The organism is Phyllobacterium myrsinacearum, from assembly GCF_002980555.1.
Classification (GTDB): domain Bacteria; phylum Pseudomonadota; class Alphaproteobacteria; order Rhizobiales; family Rhizobiaceae; genus Phyllobacterium; species Phyllobacterium myrsinacearum.
On the sequence record NZ_PVBT01000004.1, the window covers coordinates 382,133 to 399,787 of the forward strand.

The 17,655-nt window shown below is 60.0% G+C and carries 14 protein-coding genes and 1 tRNA gene; 12 read left to right on the forward strand and 3 right to left on the reverse strand.

What is annotated here, in order from left to right; genetic code table 11:
* Positions 1–11: 11 nt before the first annotated feature.
* Entirely contained in the window at positions 12–1,088 is a 1,077-nt protein-coding gene (rfbB, locus tag C5750_RS16425; RefSeq protein WP_105734980.1) for a dTDP-glucose 4,6-dehydratase, read from the forward strand.
* Positions 1,085–1,978, forward strand: coding sequence for a dTDP-4-dehydrorhamnose reductase (gene rfbD / locus C5750_RS16430; protein ID WP_105734981.1), 894 nt, complete (start codon positions 1,085–1,087; stop codon positions 1,976–1,978). Before rfbB ends, rfbD begins: the two co-directional genes overlap by 4 nt.
* Before the next feature lie 8 nt (positions 1,979–1,986).
* On the opposite strand, the gene C5750_RS16435 is transcribed toward rfbD, so the two are convergent.
* Positions 1,987–3,417: a phosphomannomutase gene (locus C5750_RS16435; protein WP_245425745.1), complete on the reverse strand. Its 1,431-nt coding sequence runs from the start codon at positions 3,415–3,417 to the stop codon at positions 1,987–1,989.
* Between the two features lie 116 nt (positions 3,418–3,533).
* A tRNA-Gln gene (locus C5750_RS16440) sits at positions 3,534–3,607 on the reverse strand.
* Between the two features lie 279 nt (positions 3,608–3,886).
* Here C5750_RS16440 and C5750_RS16445 point away from each other — a divergent pair.
* Entirely contained in the window at positions 3,887–5,512 is a 1,626-nt protein-coding gene (locus tag C5750_RS16445) for an MFS transporter (RefSeq protein ID WP_105734982.1), read from the forward strand.
* 5 nt (positions 5,513–5,517) lie between these two features.
* On the opposite strand, the gene C5750_RS16450 is transcribed toward C5750_RS16445, so the two are convergent.
* Positions 5,518–7,824 carry a Tex family protein gene (locus tag C5750_RS16450; protein WP_105734983.1) on the reverse strand — a complete coding sequence of 769 codons (2,307 nt, stop codon included), beginning with the start codon at positions 7,822–7,824 and terminating at the stop codon, positions 5,518–5,520.
* A 201-nt stretch (positions 7,825–8,025) separates the two neighbouring features.
* Between C5750_RS16450 and C5750_RS16455 the strand changes: the two genes are divergently transcribed.
* The 9 genes from C5750_RS16455 (at position 8,026) to C5750_RS16495 (ending at position 17,597) form a co-directional block, all read left to right on the forward strand.
* A complete protein-coding gene (locus tag C5750_RS16455; RefSeq protein ID WP_105735043.1) occupies positions 8,026–8,931 on the forward strand; it encodes a sugar kinase in 906 nt (301 codons plus the stop codon).
* A 99-nt stretch (positions 8,932–9,030) separates the two neighbouring features.
* Positions 9,031–9,921, forward strand: a complete 891-nt coding sequence (locus C5750_RS16460; protein ID WP_105734984.1) for a dihydrodipicolinate synthase family protein — start codon at positions 9,031–9,033, stop codon at positions 9,919–9,921.
* 36 nt (positions 9,922–9,957) lie between these two features.
* Entirely contained in the window at positions 9,958–10,617 is a 660-nt protein-coding gene (locus C5750_RS16465) for a GntR family transcriptional regulator (RefSeq protein WP_105734985.1), read from the forward strand.
* Positions 10,618–10,678: 61 nt separating this feature from the next.
* Entirely contained in the window at positions 10,679–12,004 is a 1,326-nt protein-coding gene (locus C5750_RS16470; protein ID WP_105734986.1) for an ABC transporter substrate-binding protein, read from the forward strand.
* Between the two features lie 17 nt (positions 12,005–12,021).
* Positions 12,022–12,927, forward strand: coding sequence for a carbohydrate ABC transporter permease (locus tag C5750_RS16475; protein ID WP_105735044.1), 906 nt, complete (start codon positions 12,022–12,024; stop codon positions 12,925–12,927).
* An 11-nt stretch (positions 12,928–12,938) separates the two neighbouring features.
* Positions 12,939–13,763: a carbohydrate ABC transporter permease gene (locus tag C5750_RS16480; protein WP_105734987.1), complete on the forward strand. Its 825-nt coding sequence runs from the start codon at positions 12,939–12,941 to the stop codon at positions 13,761–13,763.
* A gap of 29 nt (positions 13,764–13,792) precedes the next feature.
* Positions 13,793–14,869, forward strand: coding sequence for an ABC transporter ATP-binding protein (locus C5750_RS16485; RefSeq protein WP_105734988.1), 1,077 nt, complete (start codon positions 13,793–13,795; stop codon positions 14,867–14,869).
* A gap of 32 nt (positions 14,870–14,901) precedes the next feature.
* Positions 14,902–16,059, forward strand: coding sequence for a fumarylacetoacetate hydrolase family protein (locus C5750_RS16490; protein ID WP_162800154.1), 1,158 nt, complete (start codon positions 14,902–14,904; stop codon positions 16,057–16,059).
* A 194-nt stretch (positions 16,060–16,253) separates the two neighbouring features.
* Entirely contained in the window at positions 16,254–17,597 is a 1,344-nt protein-coding gene (locus C5750_RS16495; protein WP_105734989.1) for an extracellular solute-binding protein, read from the forward strand.
* Positions 17,598–17,655 lie beyond the last annotated feature (58 nt).

Below are 17,655 nucleotides of genomic sequence, written 5' to 3' on the forward strand. Positions count from 1 at the left end.
AGAGGCTTTTTATGAGAATTCTAGTCACTGGTGGTGCGGGCTTTATCGGGTCGGCGGTCTGCCGCCATCTCGCGTCCAATCCCCGCAATCAGGTCGTCAACGTCGACAAGCTGACCTATGCGGGCAATCTCGCATCGCTTCGCCAGATCGAGAATTATCCCAATTACAGCTTCGTCGAGGCTGATATCTGCGATGACGCTGCGATTCTTGATGTTCTGCGCACGGAAAAGATCGAAGCAGTCATGCATCTGGCGGCCGAGAGCCATGTGGATCGCTCCATTGACGGCCCTGCGGCGTTCATCGAGACCAATATCGTGGGTACATTCCGCATGCTGAATGCGGCGCTGGCCTATTGGCGCGATCTGCCTGAACCTGCCAAATCCGAATTCCGCTTTCACCACATTTCCACGGACGAGGTTTTCGGGGATCTGCCGTTCGACAGCGGCATCTTTACCGAAGAAACACCTTATGCACCGTCATCGCCCTATTCGGCTTCGAAGGCTGCTTCGGATCATCTGGTCCGCGCGTGGCATGAAACATATGGTCTGCCGGTGGTTCTGTCGAACTGCTCGAACAATTATGGTCCCTTCCATTTTCCGGAAAAACTCATCCCGCTTGTTATTCTCAACGCGCTCGATGAAAAGCCCTTGCCCGTCTACGGCGCAGGCGCAAATGTGCGCGACTGGCTGTTCGTCGAGGATCATGCGCGGGCATTGGAACTGGTGGTGACCAAAGGCAAGCCCGGCGAGAGCTACAATATCGGCGGGCGGGCGGAGCGCACCAATCTCAGCGTCGTCGAAACGATTTGCGATATTCTCGACAGCAAGCGTCCGCGCAAGGGCGGCGCGCGCTACCGGGATCTCATCACATTCGTGACCGACCGTCCCGGACATGACCGCCGCTACGCCATCGATGCGTCGAAGATCGAACGTGAACTTGGCTGGAAGCCGGCCGAAACCTTCGATACTGGTTTGGAACGGACGATACAATGGTATCTCGACAACACGTGGTGGTGGGAACCGATCCGCAGCGGAAGCTATGCGGGTGAACGGCTTGGTTCTGTCTCCCTGAAGAAGGGGACGGCATGAAAATTGTCGTAACAGGCCGGGAAGGGCAGGTTGTCCGCAGTCTGGTGGAGCGCGCCAGCCTTTATCCTGACGTGACGCTCGTGACCCTCGGACGGCCGGATTTTGATCTGGCACGGCCGGATACCGTCTTCGATGCGATACACGCCGCAAAGCCCGATCTCGTCGTATCTGCCGCGGCCTATACAGCCGTTGATCAGGCGGAGGATGAGCCTGAGTTGGCTTATGCCATCAATGCGGCCGGTGCCGAAGCTGTTGCCGCGGCTGCGGCGCGGGCCGGTGCCCCGGTTGTTCATCTTTCGACCGATTATGTGTTCGCTGGCGAAGGCGATACCCCCTATGCGGAAGATGATCCGACAGGGCCGCACGGCATTTACGGTCAGACCAAGCTGGCTGGCGAGGCTTTGGTCGCACGCGCCAATGGCAAACATCTCATCCTGCGCACGGCGTGGGTGTATAGCCCGTTCGGCAAGAATTTTGTCAAAACCATGCTGCATCTGGCCGCAAGCCGGGACAGCCTGTCGGTGGTATCCGATCAGTGGGGCAATCCGACGTCGGCCATCGATATTGCCGACGGCATCCTGCACGCCGCGAACCGCCTTCGTACGGACTCGCAATTCGATGCATTTGGGATCTATCACCTTGCGGGAACGGGCAGCACGAACTGGAGCACTTTCGCCCGGGCGATCTTTCAGGCCAGCCGGGATGAACAGGGCCCGTTTGCCGAGGTGAAGGACATCCTGACATCGGACTATCCGACGAAGGCACGGCGCCCGCTGAACTCGCGTCTCAGCACCGAAAAATTCCATGCCGTGTTCGGCTGGAAGGCGCCGTCCTGGGAGCAGTCTACCCTATCAACGGTCAAACGGCTGTTGCAGCCAAGCGAGGGGTGAGCCCCTGGTTATGAATGTGTGCCCAGCATTTCACGGGCACGCGCCAATCCCCAATCGAGCAGGTCTTCGGCGCGGCCAGCATCGGATGCCTCGGCATAACAGCGCAGCTCCGGCGCATTGCCTGAGGCCCGGTAGTGAACGACGTCGCCCGTCGAAAGGACGACGCGCACGCCGTCAATGGCGTCGCTTTCCCTGATCGCGCCGACCGGTGCGAAGAAGGCGTCGCGGTGAGCACCGTCAAGCAGGTCTTGCAGGAAGGGGCCGCTGGCCGTTGAAACAACATGCTCGAGCCGGCCGCTGCGCGTAAAGCGGGAGGGCAGATCCCGGAGCAGTGCTGACACCGGAACACCCTTGCCGGCTGCCATGCCGAGGACACTGAGGATCGGAAGCATGGCGTCGCGTGTGGGCAGCGCGTCCAATGTTCCGCCATTCATGGCCAGGGACGAACCCAGCAGCACCCCGCCATTGGCTTCAAAGCCGACGATTCGCCGGAAGCCATCCCGGTGCGCCTGCTCCATGCCTTCGATCACATAGGGCGACCCGACGCGTGTCCGGTAGACTTTCGCGAAGAGCCCGCTCGATTCAATGGCCGTATTGGAGGTGACGGGCGTTACAACAGCATCGGCATCGAGGAAATGTGCCGTCAGGAGGCCCACACTGTCGCCGCGCAGAAAAACACCATTTTCATCGGCTATAAGCGGCCGGTCGGCATCGCCATCGGTGGAAACCAGCGCATCAAGCTTGTACTTTTCACAGGCCCCGGCGGCAAATGCGATGTCTTCGGGGCGCAGGGCTTCGGTGTCAACGGGCACGAATACGGTGGAATGCCCAAGCGCCACGGCATCGGCTCCGAGGCTGTGCAAGATGGTGACGATGAGATCACCCGCAACGGAGCTGTGCTGATAAACGCCGATTCTCTTGCCGGCCAAAGCCTCGGGGCTCAAAACAGAGATGCTTCGCCTGATATAGTCTTGCAGCGCATCGGGCACGATTGCCGCTTGCCCACCGGAGCCCGCCGGTTTTTTCGCCTCCAGGTCAAGGACGGCCAGGATGCCGGCTTCATCGGCCTTGTCGATCTCGCCATCGGGGCGGTAGAACTTCAGGCCATTCCGGTCGGCGGGAATATGGCTGCCGGTGACCATGATGGCCGGTGCTTTCAGGCTGAGAGCGCGAAAGGCCAGCGCCGGTGTCGGCAAGGGGCCGCAGTTTTCCACCTGTATTCCAAAGGCTTCTGCGGCCGCCATGCATGCGGCCGCCATCCGCGGACTGCTGGAACGCAGATCATAGCCAACGAGCAAAGGACTGCCTGATGCAACGCCTTTGGCCGTTCGCATGTGGGTCAGGAATGCGAGCGTATAGGCTTTGCAGACCTCATCGGGGAGTTCGGTTACAAGGCCGCGAAGGCCGCTTGTGCCAAATTTCAGACTGCTCATCGTCATGCCACAACCGCTGAAGGCGTTTCCGCAATATGCTCCCGTAAGGTGTCAGCCGCGCACGATCGAAAGTCAACAGCGATCGATGTCTGAATATAGCGGGGGAGTGCCGATGGGAAAAGTGGCTGGGGAACCTGGATTCGAACCAGGACTAACGGAGTCAGAGTCCGTGGGTCTACCGTTAACCTATTCCCCAACAACCGCTTTTGAGCGGTGGCTGATTAAGCCGGTGCGGGGTCATATAGTCCAATTCGTTCAGGATGAAAACCCCTGTTGGGACGGTTTTTGCACTGCGCTGCATTTTATCTTCCGTACACGAATTTAAGGGGTGGAAATGCCCGGTTTACCGGTGGAACTTGTTGCCAGGCTACGAAAATGCCGGCGAAGCCATTTGGCCGCTGGCAATCCGGCACGCCGGGCCTATAACTGTCTCAATCAGTGATTTGCAACGCGCAGCGAAGAGAAAGCAGACGAGGTGGCGGACCGATCATCACCACTGGCCCCGTTCAGGCACGACACGTTCCGCATCATCTGGATCGCGAGCCTGGTCTCCAATTTCGGCTCGCTGATTCAGGCGGTGGGTGCCGCATGGATGATGACATCGATTTCTGATTCGGTGAACATGGTGGCGCTCGTGCAAGCCTCCACCGCACTGCCCATCATGATCTTTTCCCTGGTCTCCGGTGCGCTGGCGGACAATTTCGACCGGCGCAAGGTGATGCTGGTGGCACAGTGGTTCATGTTGGCCGTTTCTGCGCTGCTGACGGTTTTTGCCTATCTCGGACTCATCACCCCCTGGCTGCTCCTGGCATTCACCTTTCTGCTGGGCTGCGGGACGGCTCTCAACAATCCGTCCTGGCAGGCCTCGGTCGGCGACATGGTTCCCCGGGAGGATCTTCCCAATGCGGTGGCGCTGAACAGCATGGGCTTCAACATCACGCGCAGTGTCGGCCCCGCCATTGGCGGTCTCATCGTCGCGGTTGCCGGTGCTGCGGCGACCTTCGCGGTCAACGCGGCAAGTTATTTCGCCGTGATCTATGCCCTGATGCGCTGGCAGCCGCACATTGACCCGAGCCCCTTGCCGCGCGAATCGCTCGGCCGCGCCATCTCGGCGGGCCTGCGCTACGTCGCCATGTCGCCCAATATCGGCAAGGTGGTCATTCGCGGCTTTGTCTTCGGTCTTTCAGCCAGTGCGATTCTGGCACTCCTGCCGCTCGTTGCCCGTGATCTCGTCCATGGCGGGCCTCTGACTTACGGTGTCATGCTCGGCTCGTTCGGCATCGGCGCCATAGGCGGGGCGCTCCTCAGTGCGCGCCTGCGCGAATTTCTCTCAAGTGAAGCCATCGTGCGCTATGCCTTTGCGGGATTTGCGGTCAGTGCTGTGGTGACGGCGATCAGCACATCGGTGTGGCCCACCAATATCGCCCTGCTGCTGGCCGGAGCCTGCTGGGTGCTTGCCCTCTCACTGTTCAATGTAACGGTGCAGCTGTCGACGCCGCGCTGGGTGGTGGGACGGGCCCTGTCGCTCTATCAGACGACGACATTTGCGGGTATTGCCGCAGGCAGCTGGCTGTGGGGTGCGGCGGCCGAACAATATGGGGCGGACAGGGCTCTGATCGCTTCCGGCGTACTCATGCTGCTCGGCGCCGTGATTGGCCTGCGCTATGCCCTGCCGGAGTTCAAATCGCTCAATCTCGATCCGCTCAACCGGTTCAGTGAACCGCTGCTGGCGCTTGACCTGAAGCCGCGCAGCGGTCCGATTGTCATCATGATCGACTACGAGATCGCCGATGATGACATTCCCGAGTTTCTCGCGCTGATGTCAGACCGGCGGCGGGTGCGGATCCGCGATGGGGCGGGGCAATGGGCGCTGATGCGCGATCTTGAGAAACCGGAAATCTGGACTGAAACCTATCACACGCCCACATGGGTCGAATATGTCCGCCACAACCAGCGGCGTACACAGGCCGACGCGGCGGTAGGCGACCGGATCCGCGCGCTGCACCGGGGCGGCGAAATCCGGGTCCATCGCATGATCGAGCGGCAAACAATCCTGCCGCACGATATCGCCGCACACAAGATGCCGATGGACATGCACTGACGGGACTATTTCTTCCGAAGTGCATCCGCGAGCGCCGCGCCGAAAGCACCCTGTGTTGTTGATGTCTGTGGTTTTCCCTGCGCTGCCGGTTTCGGCTTGAAGCCGGTGCTGTCAGCCCTTTGCTCCCTTGGGGCAGGGGCACCACCATCCTTGCGCATGGTCAGGCTGATGCGGTTGCGCTTGACGTCGATATCCACAACGCGCACTTTCACCACATCCCCCGCCTTGACGACCTCGTGTGCATCCTTGACGAAACGGTCTGCCAGTTGTGACAGGTGCACCAGTCCGTCCTGGTGCACGCCGATATCCACAAAGGCGCCGAAGGCAGCCACATTGGTGACCGTTCCTTCCAGCACCATTCCCGGCTTCAGATCCTTGATATTGTCGATACCATCGGCAAAGGCCGCGGTCTTGAACTGCGGCCGCGGATCGCGTCCGGGCTTTTCCAGTTCGGCGATGATGTCGCGAACCGTCGGCAGGCCGAATCGCTCGTCGACGAAAAGCCGCGGATCGAGCGCCTTCAGGGCTGCGCTGTCATTCATCAGCGAACGCACGTCACGGCCGCAGGCGCTGACAATCTTCTTGGCAACGCCATAGGCTTCCGGGTGAACCGCCGACGCGTCCAGCGGCTCGGAGCCGTCGGGAATACGCAGGAAGCCGGCACATTGTTCGAAGGCACGCGGCCCCAACCGCGCGACCTTCAGCAGGTCGCGGCGGGTTTTGAACGGACCGACGTCGTTGCGGTAAGCGACCACGGCTTCCGCCAGCGAGGTTCCCAGACCCGAAATGCGGGCCAGCAGCGGTGCCGATGCCGTGTTGAGATCGACGCCAACCGCATTCACCGCATCTTCGACAACACCGTCGAGCGAACGGGCGAGGCGATACTGGTCGACGTCGTGCTGGTACTGGCCGACACCGATGGATTTCGGTTCGATCTTGACGAGTTCCGCCAGCGGGTCCTGCAGACGCCGGGCGATGGAAACGGCGCCTCTGAGCGATACGTCGAGATCCGGGAATTCTGCAGCGGCCGTTGCCGATGCCGAATAAACCGACGCACCCGCCTCGCTGACGATCACCTTCAGCGGCTTGGGCGCGGGCATGTCGGCCAGCATGTCCGCGACAAGACGCTCTGTCTCGCGGCTGCCGGTCCCATTGCCGATGGCGATCAGCTCGATCTTGTGTTTGCCGGCCAGGCGCGCCAGTTCGGCCTGGGTTCCACGCAGATCATTGCGCGGCGGAAAGGGATAAACGGTCGTCGTGTCGAGCACTTTGCCGGTACCGTCGATGACAGCCACTTTCACGCCGGTGCGGATGCCGGGATCGAGGCCCATGGTCGCGCGCGATCCGGCCGGTGCTGCCAGCAGCAGGTCTTTCAGGTTGCGGGCAAATACGTGGATTGCCTCTTCCTCCGCCTTTTCACGCATCTGTGTCATCAGGTCGATGGACAGGTTGAGCGACAGGCGCGCGCGCCAGGCCCAGCGGACGACGTCCATCAGCCAGCTGTCGGCGGCGGTTCCGCTCGGGGAAATTGCATAGGCACCGGCGATCATGCGTTCCACCGGCTTCACCGGAGAGGTGTCGTCGGCATCGACTTCAATGTCGAGGGAAAGTACGTCTTCATTGCGCCCGCGCAGCATGGCGAGGGCGCGATGGCTGGGGATGGTTGCCCAGCGTTCGAAATGGTTGAAATAGTCGGAGAATTTTGCGCCCGCTTCCTGCTTGCCGTCTGCGACCTTGGCGCGCAGAACGGCCTTATCCTTCATGTGGTTGCGCAGGCGGCCAACGAGATCGGCATTTTCCGAGAAGGTTTCGACCAGAATATCGCGGGCGCCATCCAGCGCCGTCTTCACATCCGGTACATCCGCCGAAAGAAAGGTCTGCGCGAGTTCGGATGGAACAGTGCGCCGGTCGGCGAGAATCGTTTCAGCCAGCGGCCCCAATCCGCGTTCACGGGCAATTTCGGCCCGCGTGCGCCGCTTGGGTTTGTAGGGCAGATAAATGTCCTCAAGCTCGGCCTTGGTGGCGGACCCCAGAATCTTGGTTTCCAGCTCGTCGGTCAGCTTGCCCTGGCTGCGGATCGACTCGATGATGGTATCGCGCCGGGCGTCGAGTTCGCGCAGGTAGATGAGCCGTTCGTCGAGAAGCCGCAGCTGCGTATCGTCAAGCCCGCCCGTCACCTCTTTGCGGTAGCGGGCAACGAACGGAACGGTCGCGCCGCCGTCCAGCAGTTCAATCGCCGCATTGGCCTGTTCCGGCCTGGCGTTGATCTCGGTGGCAATGATACGCGCAATACGGGCAGTTGTGGCAGTCATACTGGTCTCATCAAACTTGATCGGACGGCGACCATAGGGCTGCCGGGATCAATCGGCAATCGTCTGATCCGCCGGTTTTTCAGGCGTTCCACGAAAAACACCATGCTTTCCCCGGCTTGACCTGTCCGATGAAACGTTTCCTTATCGCCTGACCCTTCTGCTGATTCAGCCAATATGGATAATGCGACGATGCCGGCAAACATGAAGCCAAGGATTCTGTGCGTTGGTGCCCTGACAATGGACACCATCTTCCGGCTGGATACCCTGCCGCCCGGTCCCGGCAAGTTCATCCCGCAGGAGGCCGTCGAGATCGCGGCAGGCATGGCATCGAGCCAGGCGGCAACCATTGCAAGGCTGGGCGGCAGCGCCTTTCTCTGGGCGTCGGCGGGGCTGGACCATGTCGGCGATCGGGTGGTCGCAGAGCTGGCGGAGGAGGGGGTCGACTGCACCTTTGTCCGCCGCATCCAGGGTGCGCGGTCGGCTTTTTCCTCGATCTTTGTCGACAGGACGGGCGAGCGCATGATCGTGCCCTTCTATGACAAGACCCTGTTGAGTGCGCCGGAACAGATCCCGCCCATCGAAGACGGCGCGTTCGATGTGGTCATGACCGACGTTCGCTGGCCGCTGGCTGCCGCCGCTGCGCTCAGGGCGGCGCGCGAGACCGGCATTCATGGCGTGCTCGATGCCGATGTTGCGCCACTGGAAACACTTGAACGGCTGCTGCCGCTTGCATCGCATATCGTCGCCTCGGAACCGGCAGCCGAAATCATCACCGGTGAGGCGGATATAGAGCGCGCCGTCATTGCTCTGGCGGCCCGGTATCGCGGTTTTGTCGCCGTCACCGGCGGCGGCAAGGGCTGCTACTGGTCGGAGGGCGACGCGGGGATCGTGCACCATATGCCGGCATTTCCGGTCAATGCGGTGGATACGCTGGCCGCCGGGGATGTGTTTCACGGCGCTTTCGCATTGGCGCTGGCGGAGGGGCATGGCATGGAAGCGATCATGCGTTTTGCCAGTGCAGCGGCGGCAATCAAATGCACCCGGTTTGGCGGGCGGGCGGGTGCGCCGACACGCGACGAAGTCGAGCACTTGCTCTTCAATTCATAACATTTGTATCCACGCCCGCAAAAATGTATGTGACAGCGTGTTGACTATCAACTAACATGTTAGTAGTCTTCATGTATTGAGAGGGTGGGAGGAAAATCATTGTCTCGGGTTGAACGGTTTGGACTTTCTGCGGCATTGACGATGCCGTTTGATGCGGCGCTGGCAATTGATCTGCCCTTGGCAATTCACCACGCAAAAACCTGCCTGCAGCGCGGCTGCAGCAGCGTCACCCTGTTCGGGACGACGGGCGAGGGCTCATCCATCGGTATCCATGAGCGCCAGGCGGTCATCAGGGAATTTATTGCGGCAGGTATTGCGCCATCGCAGATTGTCGTTGGCGTCATGGCCAATTCCCATGTCGATGCCGCAGAGCAGGCGCGGTTTGCACTGGATGCCGGATGCCGTGGCATTCTCCTTGCGCCGCCATCCTATTTCAAGAATGTCAGCGATGACGGCCTCTTTGACTGGCATGCGGCAGCGTTCAAGGCGATCGGCGCGGATGTGCGCGGCATCATCCTGTACAATCTGCCCTCGGTGACGGCAGTCGAGATTTCGGTTGATCTGGTCAGCCGGTTGCGTGAGGCCTTCCCTGGCGCGATTGCAGGCGTCAAGGATTCGTCCGGCAACTGGAGCTATACGGAAAAGATGCTGGCGCGGCACAACGACCTTGCCATTCTGATCGGCGATGAACGCAGCCTCGCTGCAGGCGTGCGGCTTGGCGGGCAGGGCGCCATCTCGGGTCTCGCCAACATCTATCCCGAGCGCCTCGTGCGCATGATCGATGAAGGGCGTGACGACGAAGAGGTGGTTGCAGCTGTCAATGAACTGGTGAAATATCCGGTGATTCCGGCTGTGAAGGCGATGGTTGCCCATCAGCTGGGCGAGGAAGGCTGGCGGCGGACGCGCGGCCCGCTTGAAGCCTTGCCTGACGGCGATCGCAAGCATCTGACGGCCGTCTTTGACCGTCTGTTTGTCGCGGCAGCCGCCTGAACGGGAATCGTGGGAACGTCCTGAGGAGGAACGGGCATGGATGACAGCGGCGAGCCGGTCAGATTGCGTGAGAAAGCCTATGCAAGTTTCACGGAACATCTTCTGGCTCGTGACTTTCATCCGGGGCAGTTCGTGTCGCAGCGCCAGCTTGTTGCCATGACCGGCATGCCGCTTGGCGCCATCCGCGAGGTTGTGCCGCGCCTTGAAGCCGAGGGCCTGGTAAAGACGGTTCCGCAGCGCGGCATACAGATTGCACATATCGACATCAACCTGATCCGCGAAGCGTTTCAGTTCCGCGTCTTCATGGAGAAGGAAGCCATTGCGCTGTTCTGTGTTTCCGCGTCCGACGAGATGCTGGCCGGGTTGCGGCGTGAGCATGAAGAGACCTTGGAGAAGGCTCTCAAGGACGGAGAGACGCCCGAGCTTGAACTGCACGCGCAGGCCATCGACTGGTCGCTGCATGACACGATCATCGATTCCCTTGGCAATGGGATCATTTCGAAAGCCTATCGGATCAACGCCATCAAGATGCGCTTGATCAATCAGGAGCGGTTTCGCATCACCGGCCGCGTTATTCCGGTGATGCGCGAGCATCTGGCGGTCATTGCGGCGATCGAGACCCGCAATCCGCAAACGGCAATGGATGCCATTGCCGAGCATATCAACAATGCAAGGAATCTCGCTCTGAAGGTTTAGACGCAACGGTGCCGGAAATGGGAGTTACGGCACTGCAATGGAATATGGGAGGACGATAAGCATGAAACGGATTCAACCGACACGCCGGCAATTTCTTGCCGGATCAGCAGCACTTGGCGCGGCAAGTTTTGCCGGCCTGAAGCCGGCATTCGCCAATGTCGACTGGAAGAAATATGCAGGCACCACCCTTGAGGTGAACCTGATCAAGAGCCCGCGCGGCGATATTCTGCAAAAGTACCAGAAGGAATTCGAGGAACTGACCGGAATCAAGGTCAATTCCGAGCAGACGCCGGAACAGCAGCAGCGCCAGAAAGCCGTGATCGAACTGACCTCGGGCAAGCCGAGCTTTGATGTCATCCATATCAGCTATCACGTGCAGAAGCGGCAGTTCGAGAAGGGCGGCTGGCTTGCCGACCTGACGCCGTTCCTGAAGGACCCAAGCCTCACCGAGCCGTCGCTCGTTGAAAGTGATTTTGCTGAGGCGGGTCTTGCCTTTGCCAAGGACAAGAATGGCCGTTTCGGCGGTCTGCCCTTCTCGGTGGATTACTGGATTCTCTACTGGAACAAGGAACTCTTCGCCGCCAAGGGCATCGAATATCCGAAGTCCTTCGATGAGCTTGTAAGCGCTGCAGAGAAACTCACCGATGCGAGCAAGGGTACATACGGGTTCGTTGCCCGCGGCATGAAGAACGCCAATACGCCGGTTTGGGCCAGCCTGATGCTCGGCTATGGCAAGAGCGCGATCGACGACGGCAATCTCCAGACCGACACGCCGGAAGCAATCCAGGCCGCAACGCTCTATCAGCGCCTGATGACAAAGTCCGCACCGCCCGGCGTGACGGGTTTCAACTGGGCCGAATGCCAGTCGAGCTTCCTGCAGGGCAAGGTTGCGATGTGGCTGGATGGCATCGGTTTTGCCCCGCCGCTGGAAAACCCGGAGAAATCACGGGTTGTCGGCAAGGTCGGCTACGGCGTCATGCCCAAGGGGCCGGCCGTGCAGGCGGCACCGACCTTCGGCGACGGCATCGGGGTGACGGAAGGATCATCGAAGAAGGAAGCGGCTTACCTCTATTGCCAATGGGCCATTTCGAAGGAGATGGGCGCGCGGCTGCTGCAAACGGGCTCCGGCGTTCCCTTCCGCAATTCGATCCTCAACGATCCGGAGGTCCGCAAGGGTGTGACCATGCCGTCCGAATGGGTGGATGTGCTCACGGCATCGGCCAAGGTCAGCCAGCTCTGCCTGCCGGTCATCGTTCCGGTCACGGAATTCCGCGATGTGATGGGTGTCGGCCTGACCAACCTTCTCGGCGGGGCCGATCCCGCAACGGAAATGAAGCGGGCAACGGAAGAATTCCGTCCCATCCTTGCGCGCAGCGAGGGCAAATGACAATCGCCGCCCCGACCATGACAACCGAAACACAGACCACCAAAGCCAGAACGGGCAAACGCCGGCTCAAGCCGAGCTACTGGCCGTTTGTCATTCCGGCGCTGGTCATTGTCGGGGCGGTCATTCTGTTTCCGTGGGCGTTCACCCTGTGGATGAGCGTGAATGAGTGGCATCTTGGCGGCGAACAGAGCTTTGTCGGGCTTGCGAATTTTACCCGGCTGGCAGGTGATACACGCTTCTGGCAGTCGATGGGGCACACCGTGCTCTATACGCTTCTCTCCGTCATCGCCCCGTTGTTTTTTGGCACTATTGCGGCTTTGATCTTCGATAGCAAATTGCCGATGCGCGGCCTGCTGCGCGGCATCTTCGTCATGCCGATGATGGCCACGCCCGTCGCCATCGCTCTGGTCTGGACCATGATGTACCACCCGCAGCTCGGGGTTCTCAATTACCTCCTGTCACTGGTTGGCATCGGGCCGCAGGAATGGATATTCAACCAGAATACAGTGATCCCGTCGCTGGTGCTGGTCGAGACCTGGCAGTGGACACCGCTGGTCATGCTCATCGTGCTCGGCGGCCTTGCTTCCATGCCGCGCGATCCCTTCGAGAGTGCGGAAATCGATGGTGCCAATGGCTGGCAGAAATTCCGCTACATCACGCTGCCCATGATCCTGCCCTTCATGATGGTTGCCGTCATCATCCGGTCCATCGATGCCCTGAAGAGCTTTGACATCATCTTTGCCATGACGCAGGGCGGCCCCGGCACGGCATCCGAGACGATCAACATCTATCTCTACAATGTCGCCTTTTCCTACTATGACATCGGCTATGGCTCAGCGATTGCCGTGGTCTTCTTCGTCGTCATCATCACCATGTCCATGGCGCTGCTTTATCTGCGCCAGCGGACCAAATGGAACAGCTGAGGGAGACGCCGATGGCCCGCCGCAATCCGCTGAAATCACTGGGCACCGCCTTTGTTGTGTTCGTGATCGTTTCACCCGCCATTTTCTTCTTTCTCTGGATGCTGTCGCTGTCGCTGAAATACGAGATCGACAATGGTGCCTATCCGCCGATCTTCATCCCCGAGCGGTTTGCCTGGTCGAACTACACCCAGATTTTTGCAACGAACGATTTCCTGCATTACTTCTGGAACAGCCTGATTGTGACGGGCATATCGACATTGCTGGCCCTGCTTGTCGGGGTGCCCGCCGGCTATGGCATTGCCCGCCTGCGCGCCGACAAGGCGGCCATCGTTGTCATGATCGCACGCATGACGCCGGGCCTGTCCTACCTTATTCCCCTGTTCCTGCTGTTCCAGACCATGGGATTGCTGGGAACGCTGTGGCCGCAGATCATCATCCATCTGGTTGTAACCGTGCCCATCGTGATCTGGATCATGATCGGCTATTTCGAGACGACACCGATGGAGTTGGAAGAGGCGGCCATGATCGATGGCGCCACCTCCTGGCAGGTCTTTGTCAAGGTGGCGCTGCCCATAGCCAAGCCCGGTATTGTCGTTTCGCTGATCCTGGCGGTGATCTTTTCCTGGAACAATTTTGTCTTCGGCATCGTGCTGGCCAGCCGCGAAACCCGGACCTTGCCGGTCGCGGTCTACAACATGCTGTCATTCGAGCAGGTCAGCTGGGGCCCGCTGGCCGCGGCGGCGCTGGTCGTTACATTGCCGGTGCTGCTGCTGACCGTCTTTGCCCAGCGCCAGATCATTGCGGGTCTCACCGCCGGTGCCGTCAAGGGCGGCTAGAACAGGTTTTCAAGAACAGGGAGGGCGCGATGGCTTCGGTCTCGATCAAGGATGTCACCAAGAAATACGGCAACGTCAATGTAATGCACGGTGTCTCCGTCGATATTGACGATGGCGAGTTCGTCATTCTCGTCGGCCCGTCGGGCTGCGGAAAATCGACATTGCTGCGCATGATCGCCGGGCTCGAGGAAATCACCACGGGAGAGATTGCCATTGGCAGCCGCGTGGTCAATGACCTGCCCGCCAAGGAGCGCGACATCGCCATGGTGTTCCAGAACTATGCGCTCTATCCGCATATGACGGTGGCCGACAATATGGGCTTCGCCCTCATGCTCAAGAATGCGCCGAAGCAGGAAAAGGAAAGCCGGGTTGGCCGGGCGGCGGAAATCCTTGGCCTGGAAAAGCTGCTCGACCGCTTTCCCCGGCAATTGTCCGGCGGCCAGCGCCAGCGCGTCGCCATGGGCCGGGCCATCGTCCGCGATCCGCAGGTCTTCCTGTTCGACGAGCCGCTTTCCAACCTCGACGCGAAACTGCGCGTGCAGATGCGCAGTGAGATCAAGGGGCTGCATCAGCGGCTTGGCACCACTATAGTCTATGTGACGCATGACCAGATCGAAGCCATGACCATGGCCGACAAGATCGTCGTGATGAAAGACGGTTTGGTCGAACAGATTGGCACGCCGCTCGATCTCTACGATTACCCTGCAAACCTTTTCGTCGCCGGGTTCATCGGCTCGCCGTCGATGAACTTCGTCAAGGGGCGTCTGGCCGGAGCAGGGCAGTTCGCGACGCCGGAGGGCATCACATTGCCCGTGCCGCAGACCATCCAGGCCGCGGGACCGGCGGACGTGATCTATGGCGTGCGGCCGGAGCATATAAAGATTGCTGCCGGCGGCATTCCGGTCGATGTCAGCGTTGTCGAGCCGACGGGCTCGGAAATCATGGTGGTCGGCAAACTGGGCGATCAGGAAATCATGTGCCTGTTCCGCGAGCGACTGTCGATCAAATCGGGCGACCGGATTCATATCGGGATTGATCCGGCGAACAGCCACCTGTTTGATGACGCAACGGGCATGCGGCTGGATAGCAGGACAGCGGCCCACTGACCCCACCAAGCGAGATTTCAGGAGTACCGCACGTGACGATATCAGCCGAGACCTACAACGCCGGAACATTTGTTGGCCGTGTCTGGCGCCCCGACATACAGGGCCCCGCCATCGTCGTGGTGCGGGATGGTGATCTCTTCGATATCACGTCCAAGGACGTTGCCACCACGCGCGATCTTCTGGAACTGCAGGACCCGGCTGCCTATGCGAAGGCGCACAAGGGTGTGAGACTTGGAAGTCTGGACGAGGTTTTCGCATTGTCCGTCGAGAGCGAAGGCACGGCATCACAGCTTCGGCTGCTTGCGCCCTGTGATCTCCAGGCGGTCAAGGCCTGCGGCGTTACCTTTGCCCGTTCGATGATCGAGCGTGTCATCGAGGAAAAGGCTGCGGGCAATCCGGCGCTGGCGCTCAAGATCCGCGAACGCATCATGCCGATCATCGGCAACAGCTTGCGCGACCTGAAAGCCGGTTCGCCTGAGGCTGCCAAGGTGAAGGCTGCCCTGATTGAAGAAGGTGTCTGGTCGCAATATCTGGAAGTCGGCATCGGGCCCGACGCGGAAGTGTTCTCCAAGGCGCAGGTTCTCTCCTCCGTCGGCTGGGGTGCATCGGTCGGCCTGCACCCGATCTCAAGCTGGAACAATCCGGAACCGGAAATCGTCCTCGCCGTCAACAGCAAGGGCAGGGTGCAGGGCGCGACGCTCGGCAACGACGTGAACCTGCGCGATGTTGAAGGCCGCTCCGCCCTTTTGCTCGGCAAGGCAAAGGACAACAATGCCTCGTCATCGATCGGGCCGTTCATCCGGCTGTTCGATGCGACCTATTCCATCGATGACGTGCGCAATGCCGATCTTGAACTGATGGTCCAAGGCCGGGATGGTTATGTCCTCAGAGGCAGCAGCACCATGAAGGAAATCAGCCGTGATCCGCTGGATCTGGTCACCCAGACCACCGGCCGGCATCACCAGTACCCGGATGGCTTCATGCTGTTCATGGGAACATTGTTTGCGCCGGTCGAGGACCGCGATACGCCGGGGCAGGGATTTACCCACAAGATCGGCGATGTGGTGACCATATCAAATCCGCAGCTTGGCGCGCTCACCAATACCGTGCGGCTGTCGACAGAGTGCCCCGAATGGACATTCGGCGTGGCGGCGCTCATGCGCAACCTTGCCGCGCGTGGTTTGCTGTAAGCAACCCACGCTAGATTCTGCCCGTAGCGTGGCTGCCGCCTGGCGGTCCGGTTGAACAATTGTCACAATAGTTTCGTCTAAGTTCGATCAAACTTTCACACAGCCCGTCCAGAGTTGAACGCGAGCAGGGCAGCCGGATTTTTCCGGAGCTGCCCCGGGTTCATTCTCTCAATTGCCGTATTCAGGGGGCTTTAATGCAGGGTTTTGGTGTGAAAATAGGTCTGGCCGCAGGGCTGCTGGCCGCCGGGTTTGGCGCGACGCCAGCCATGGCCGAGAAGGTCAAGTTCGAGTTCTGGTACGGCCTGAGCGGCGATCTTGGCGAGCGTGTGCAGGATGCCTGCAAGAAGTTCAACGACTCCCAGGCCAATTTCGAAATCGTCTGCACCAGCCAGAACGGCTATCCTGAAACCGTCCAGAACGCCATTGCCGCCTATCGCGCCAAGAAGCATCCGGCCATCGTCCAGGTCTTCGACGGCGGCACGCTCGATCTGATGCTCTCGGGTGCCTTTGTCCCGGCCAAGAAGCTGATGGAAGACAATGGCTACAAGATCGACTGGAGCAACTATTTCCCCGGCATCGCCAATTATTACGCCACGGCAAAGGGTGAATTGAACTCGTTCCCGTTCAATTCGTCGACCGCCATGTTCTACTACAATGTCGATGCCTTCACCAAAGCCGGCATCCAGGGCGCGCCGGAAACATGGGAAGACGTCGAGGCTGCAGCCCGCAAGCTGAAAGCGGCCGGTTATGCCTGCCCGTTCGGTTTCAGCTTTGACAGCTGGGCGACGGTTGAACAGTTCTCCGCCATTCACAACCAGCCCATCGCCACCAAGAACAATGGCTATGACGGGCTTGACGCCGAACTCACCCTCAACAAGACCAAGCTGGTCGACCATCTGACATTCTTCAAGAAGATGACCGATGAAGGCCTGTTCGTGGTCAAGACCAAGCAGCTGGGCATGGATGTGGTTCCGGCCTTTACCTCCGAAACCTGCCAGATGATCCAGACGTCGATTGCCGATCATGGCACCGTCGGCAAGACCATCAAGCAGGGCACGAAGTGGGACGTGACCATGCTTCCGGTCTGGAAGGGAACAGCCCGCCAGAATTCGATGGTCGGCGGTGCATCTCTCTGGGTGCTGAACAATCGCCCGGAAGCTGAATACAAGGGTGCGGCTGCATTCCTCAACTTCATCGCCCAGCCGGATATGGTCGAGTGGTGGTCGACGGTCACCGGTTACATCCCGGTCACCAAGACAGGCTTTGAAGCCATGAAAGCCAAGGGCTTTTACGACCAGCCAGCCTTCAAGGGCCGTGAAAAGGCCATCGCCAGCCTGACTTTCACCCCGACCTCCGCCAATACCCGCGGCATCCGCCTCGGCGGCTTCCCGCAGATCCGCAAGGAAATCTCCGACGCGATGGAAGGCATCTTCTTCGGCAAGCTGACAGTCCAGGCCGGTCTCGACCAGGCTGTCGAGCGCGGCAATGTCATCCTGCGCCGCTTTGAAAAGACCTATGCCGGAAAAGTCCTGAACTAAGTGCAGGCTTTCAAATGGCCCGGAGCGAAACCGCACCGGGCCATTTCCTTTTCATCCC

Excerpts from the sequence above, each read along its gene's own strand:
- rfbB (WP_105734980.1), top strand. The coding sequence starts at position 12 with ATGAGAATTCTAGTCACTGGTGGTGCGGGCTTTATCGGGTCGGCGGTC.
- rfbD (WP_105734981.1), top strand. The coding sequence starts at position 1,085 with ATGAAAATTGTCGTAACAGGCCGGGAAGGGCAGGTTGTCCGCAGTCTG.
- C5750_RS16435 (WP_245425745.1), bottom strand. The coding sequence starts at position 3,417 with ATGACGATGAGCAGTCTGAAATTTGGCACAAGCGGCCTTCGCGGCCTT.
- C5750_RS16450 (WP_105734983.1), bottom strand. The coding sequence starts at position 7,824 with ATGACTGCCACAACTGCCCGTATTGCGCGTATCATTGCCACCGAGATC.
- C5750_RS16455 (WP_105735043.1), top strand. The coding sequence starts at position 8,026 with ATGAAGCCAAGGATTCTGTGCGTTGGTGCCCTGACAATGGACACCATC.
- C5750_RS16465 (WP_105734985.1), top strand. The coding sequence starts at position 9,958 with ATGGATGACAGCGGCGAGCCGGTCAGATTGCGTGAGAAAGCCTATGCA.
- C5750_RS16470 (WP_105734986.1), top strand. The coding sequence starts at position 10,679 with ATGAAACGGATTCAACCGACACGCCGGCAATTTCTTGCCGGATCAGCA.
- C5750_RS16475 (WP_105735044.1), top strand. The coding sequence starts at position 12,022 with ATGACAACCGAAACACAGACCACCAAAGCCAGAACGGGCAAACGCCGG.
- C5750_RS16480 (WP_105734987.1), top strand. The coding sequence starts at position 12,939 with ATGGCCCGCCGCAATCCGCTGAAATCACTGGGCACCGCCTTTGTTGTG.
- C5750_RS16485 (WP_105734988.1), top strand. The coding sequence starts at position 13,793 with ATGGCTTCGGTCTCGATCAAGGATGTCACCAAGAAATACGGCAACGTC.
- C5750_RS16495 (WP_105734989.1), top strand. The coding sequence starts at position 16,254 with ATGCAGGGTTTTGGTGTGAAAATAGGTCTGGCCGCAGGGCTGCTGGCC.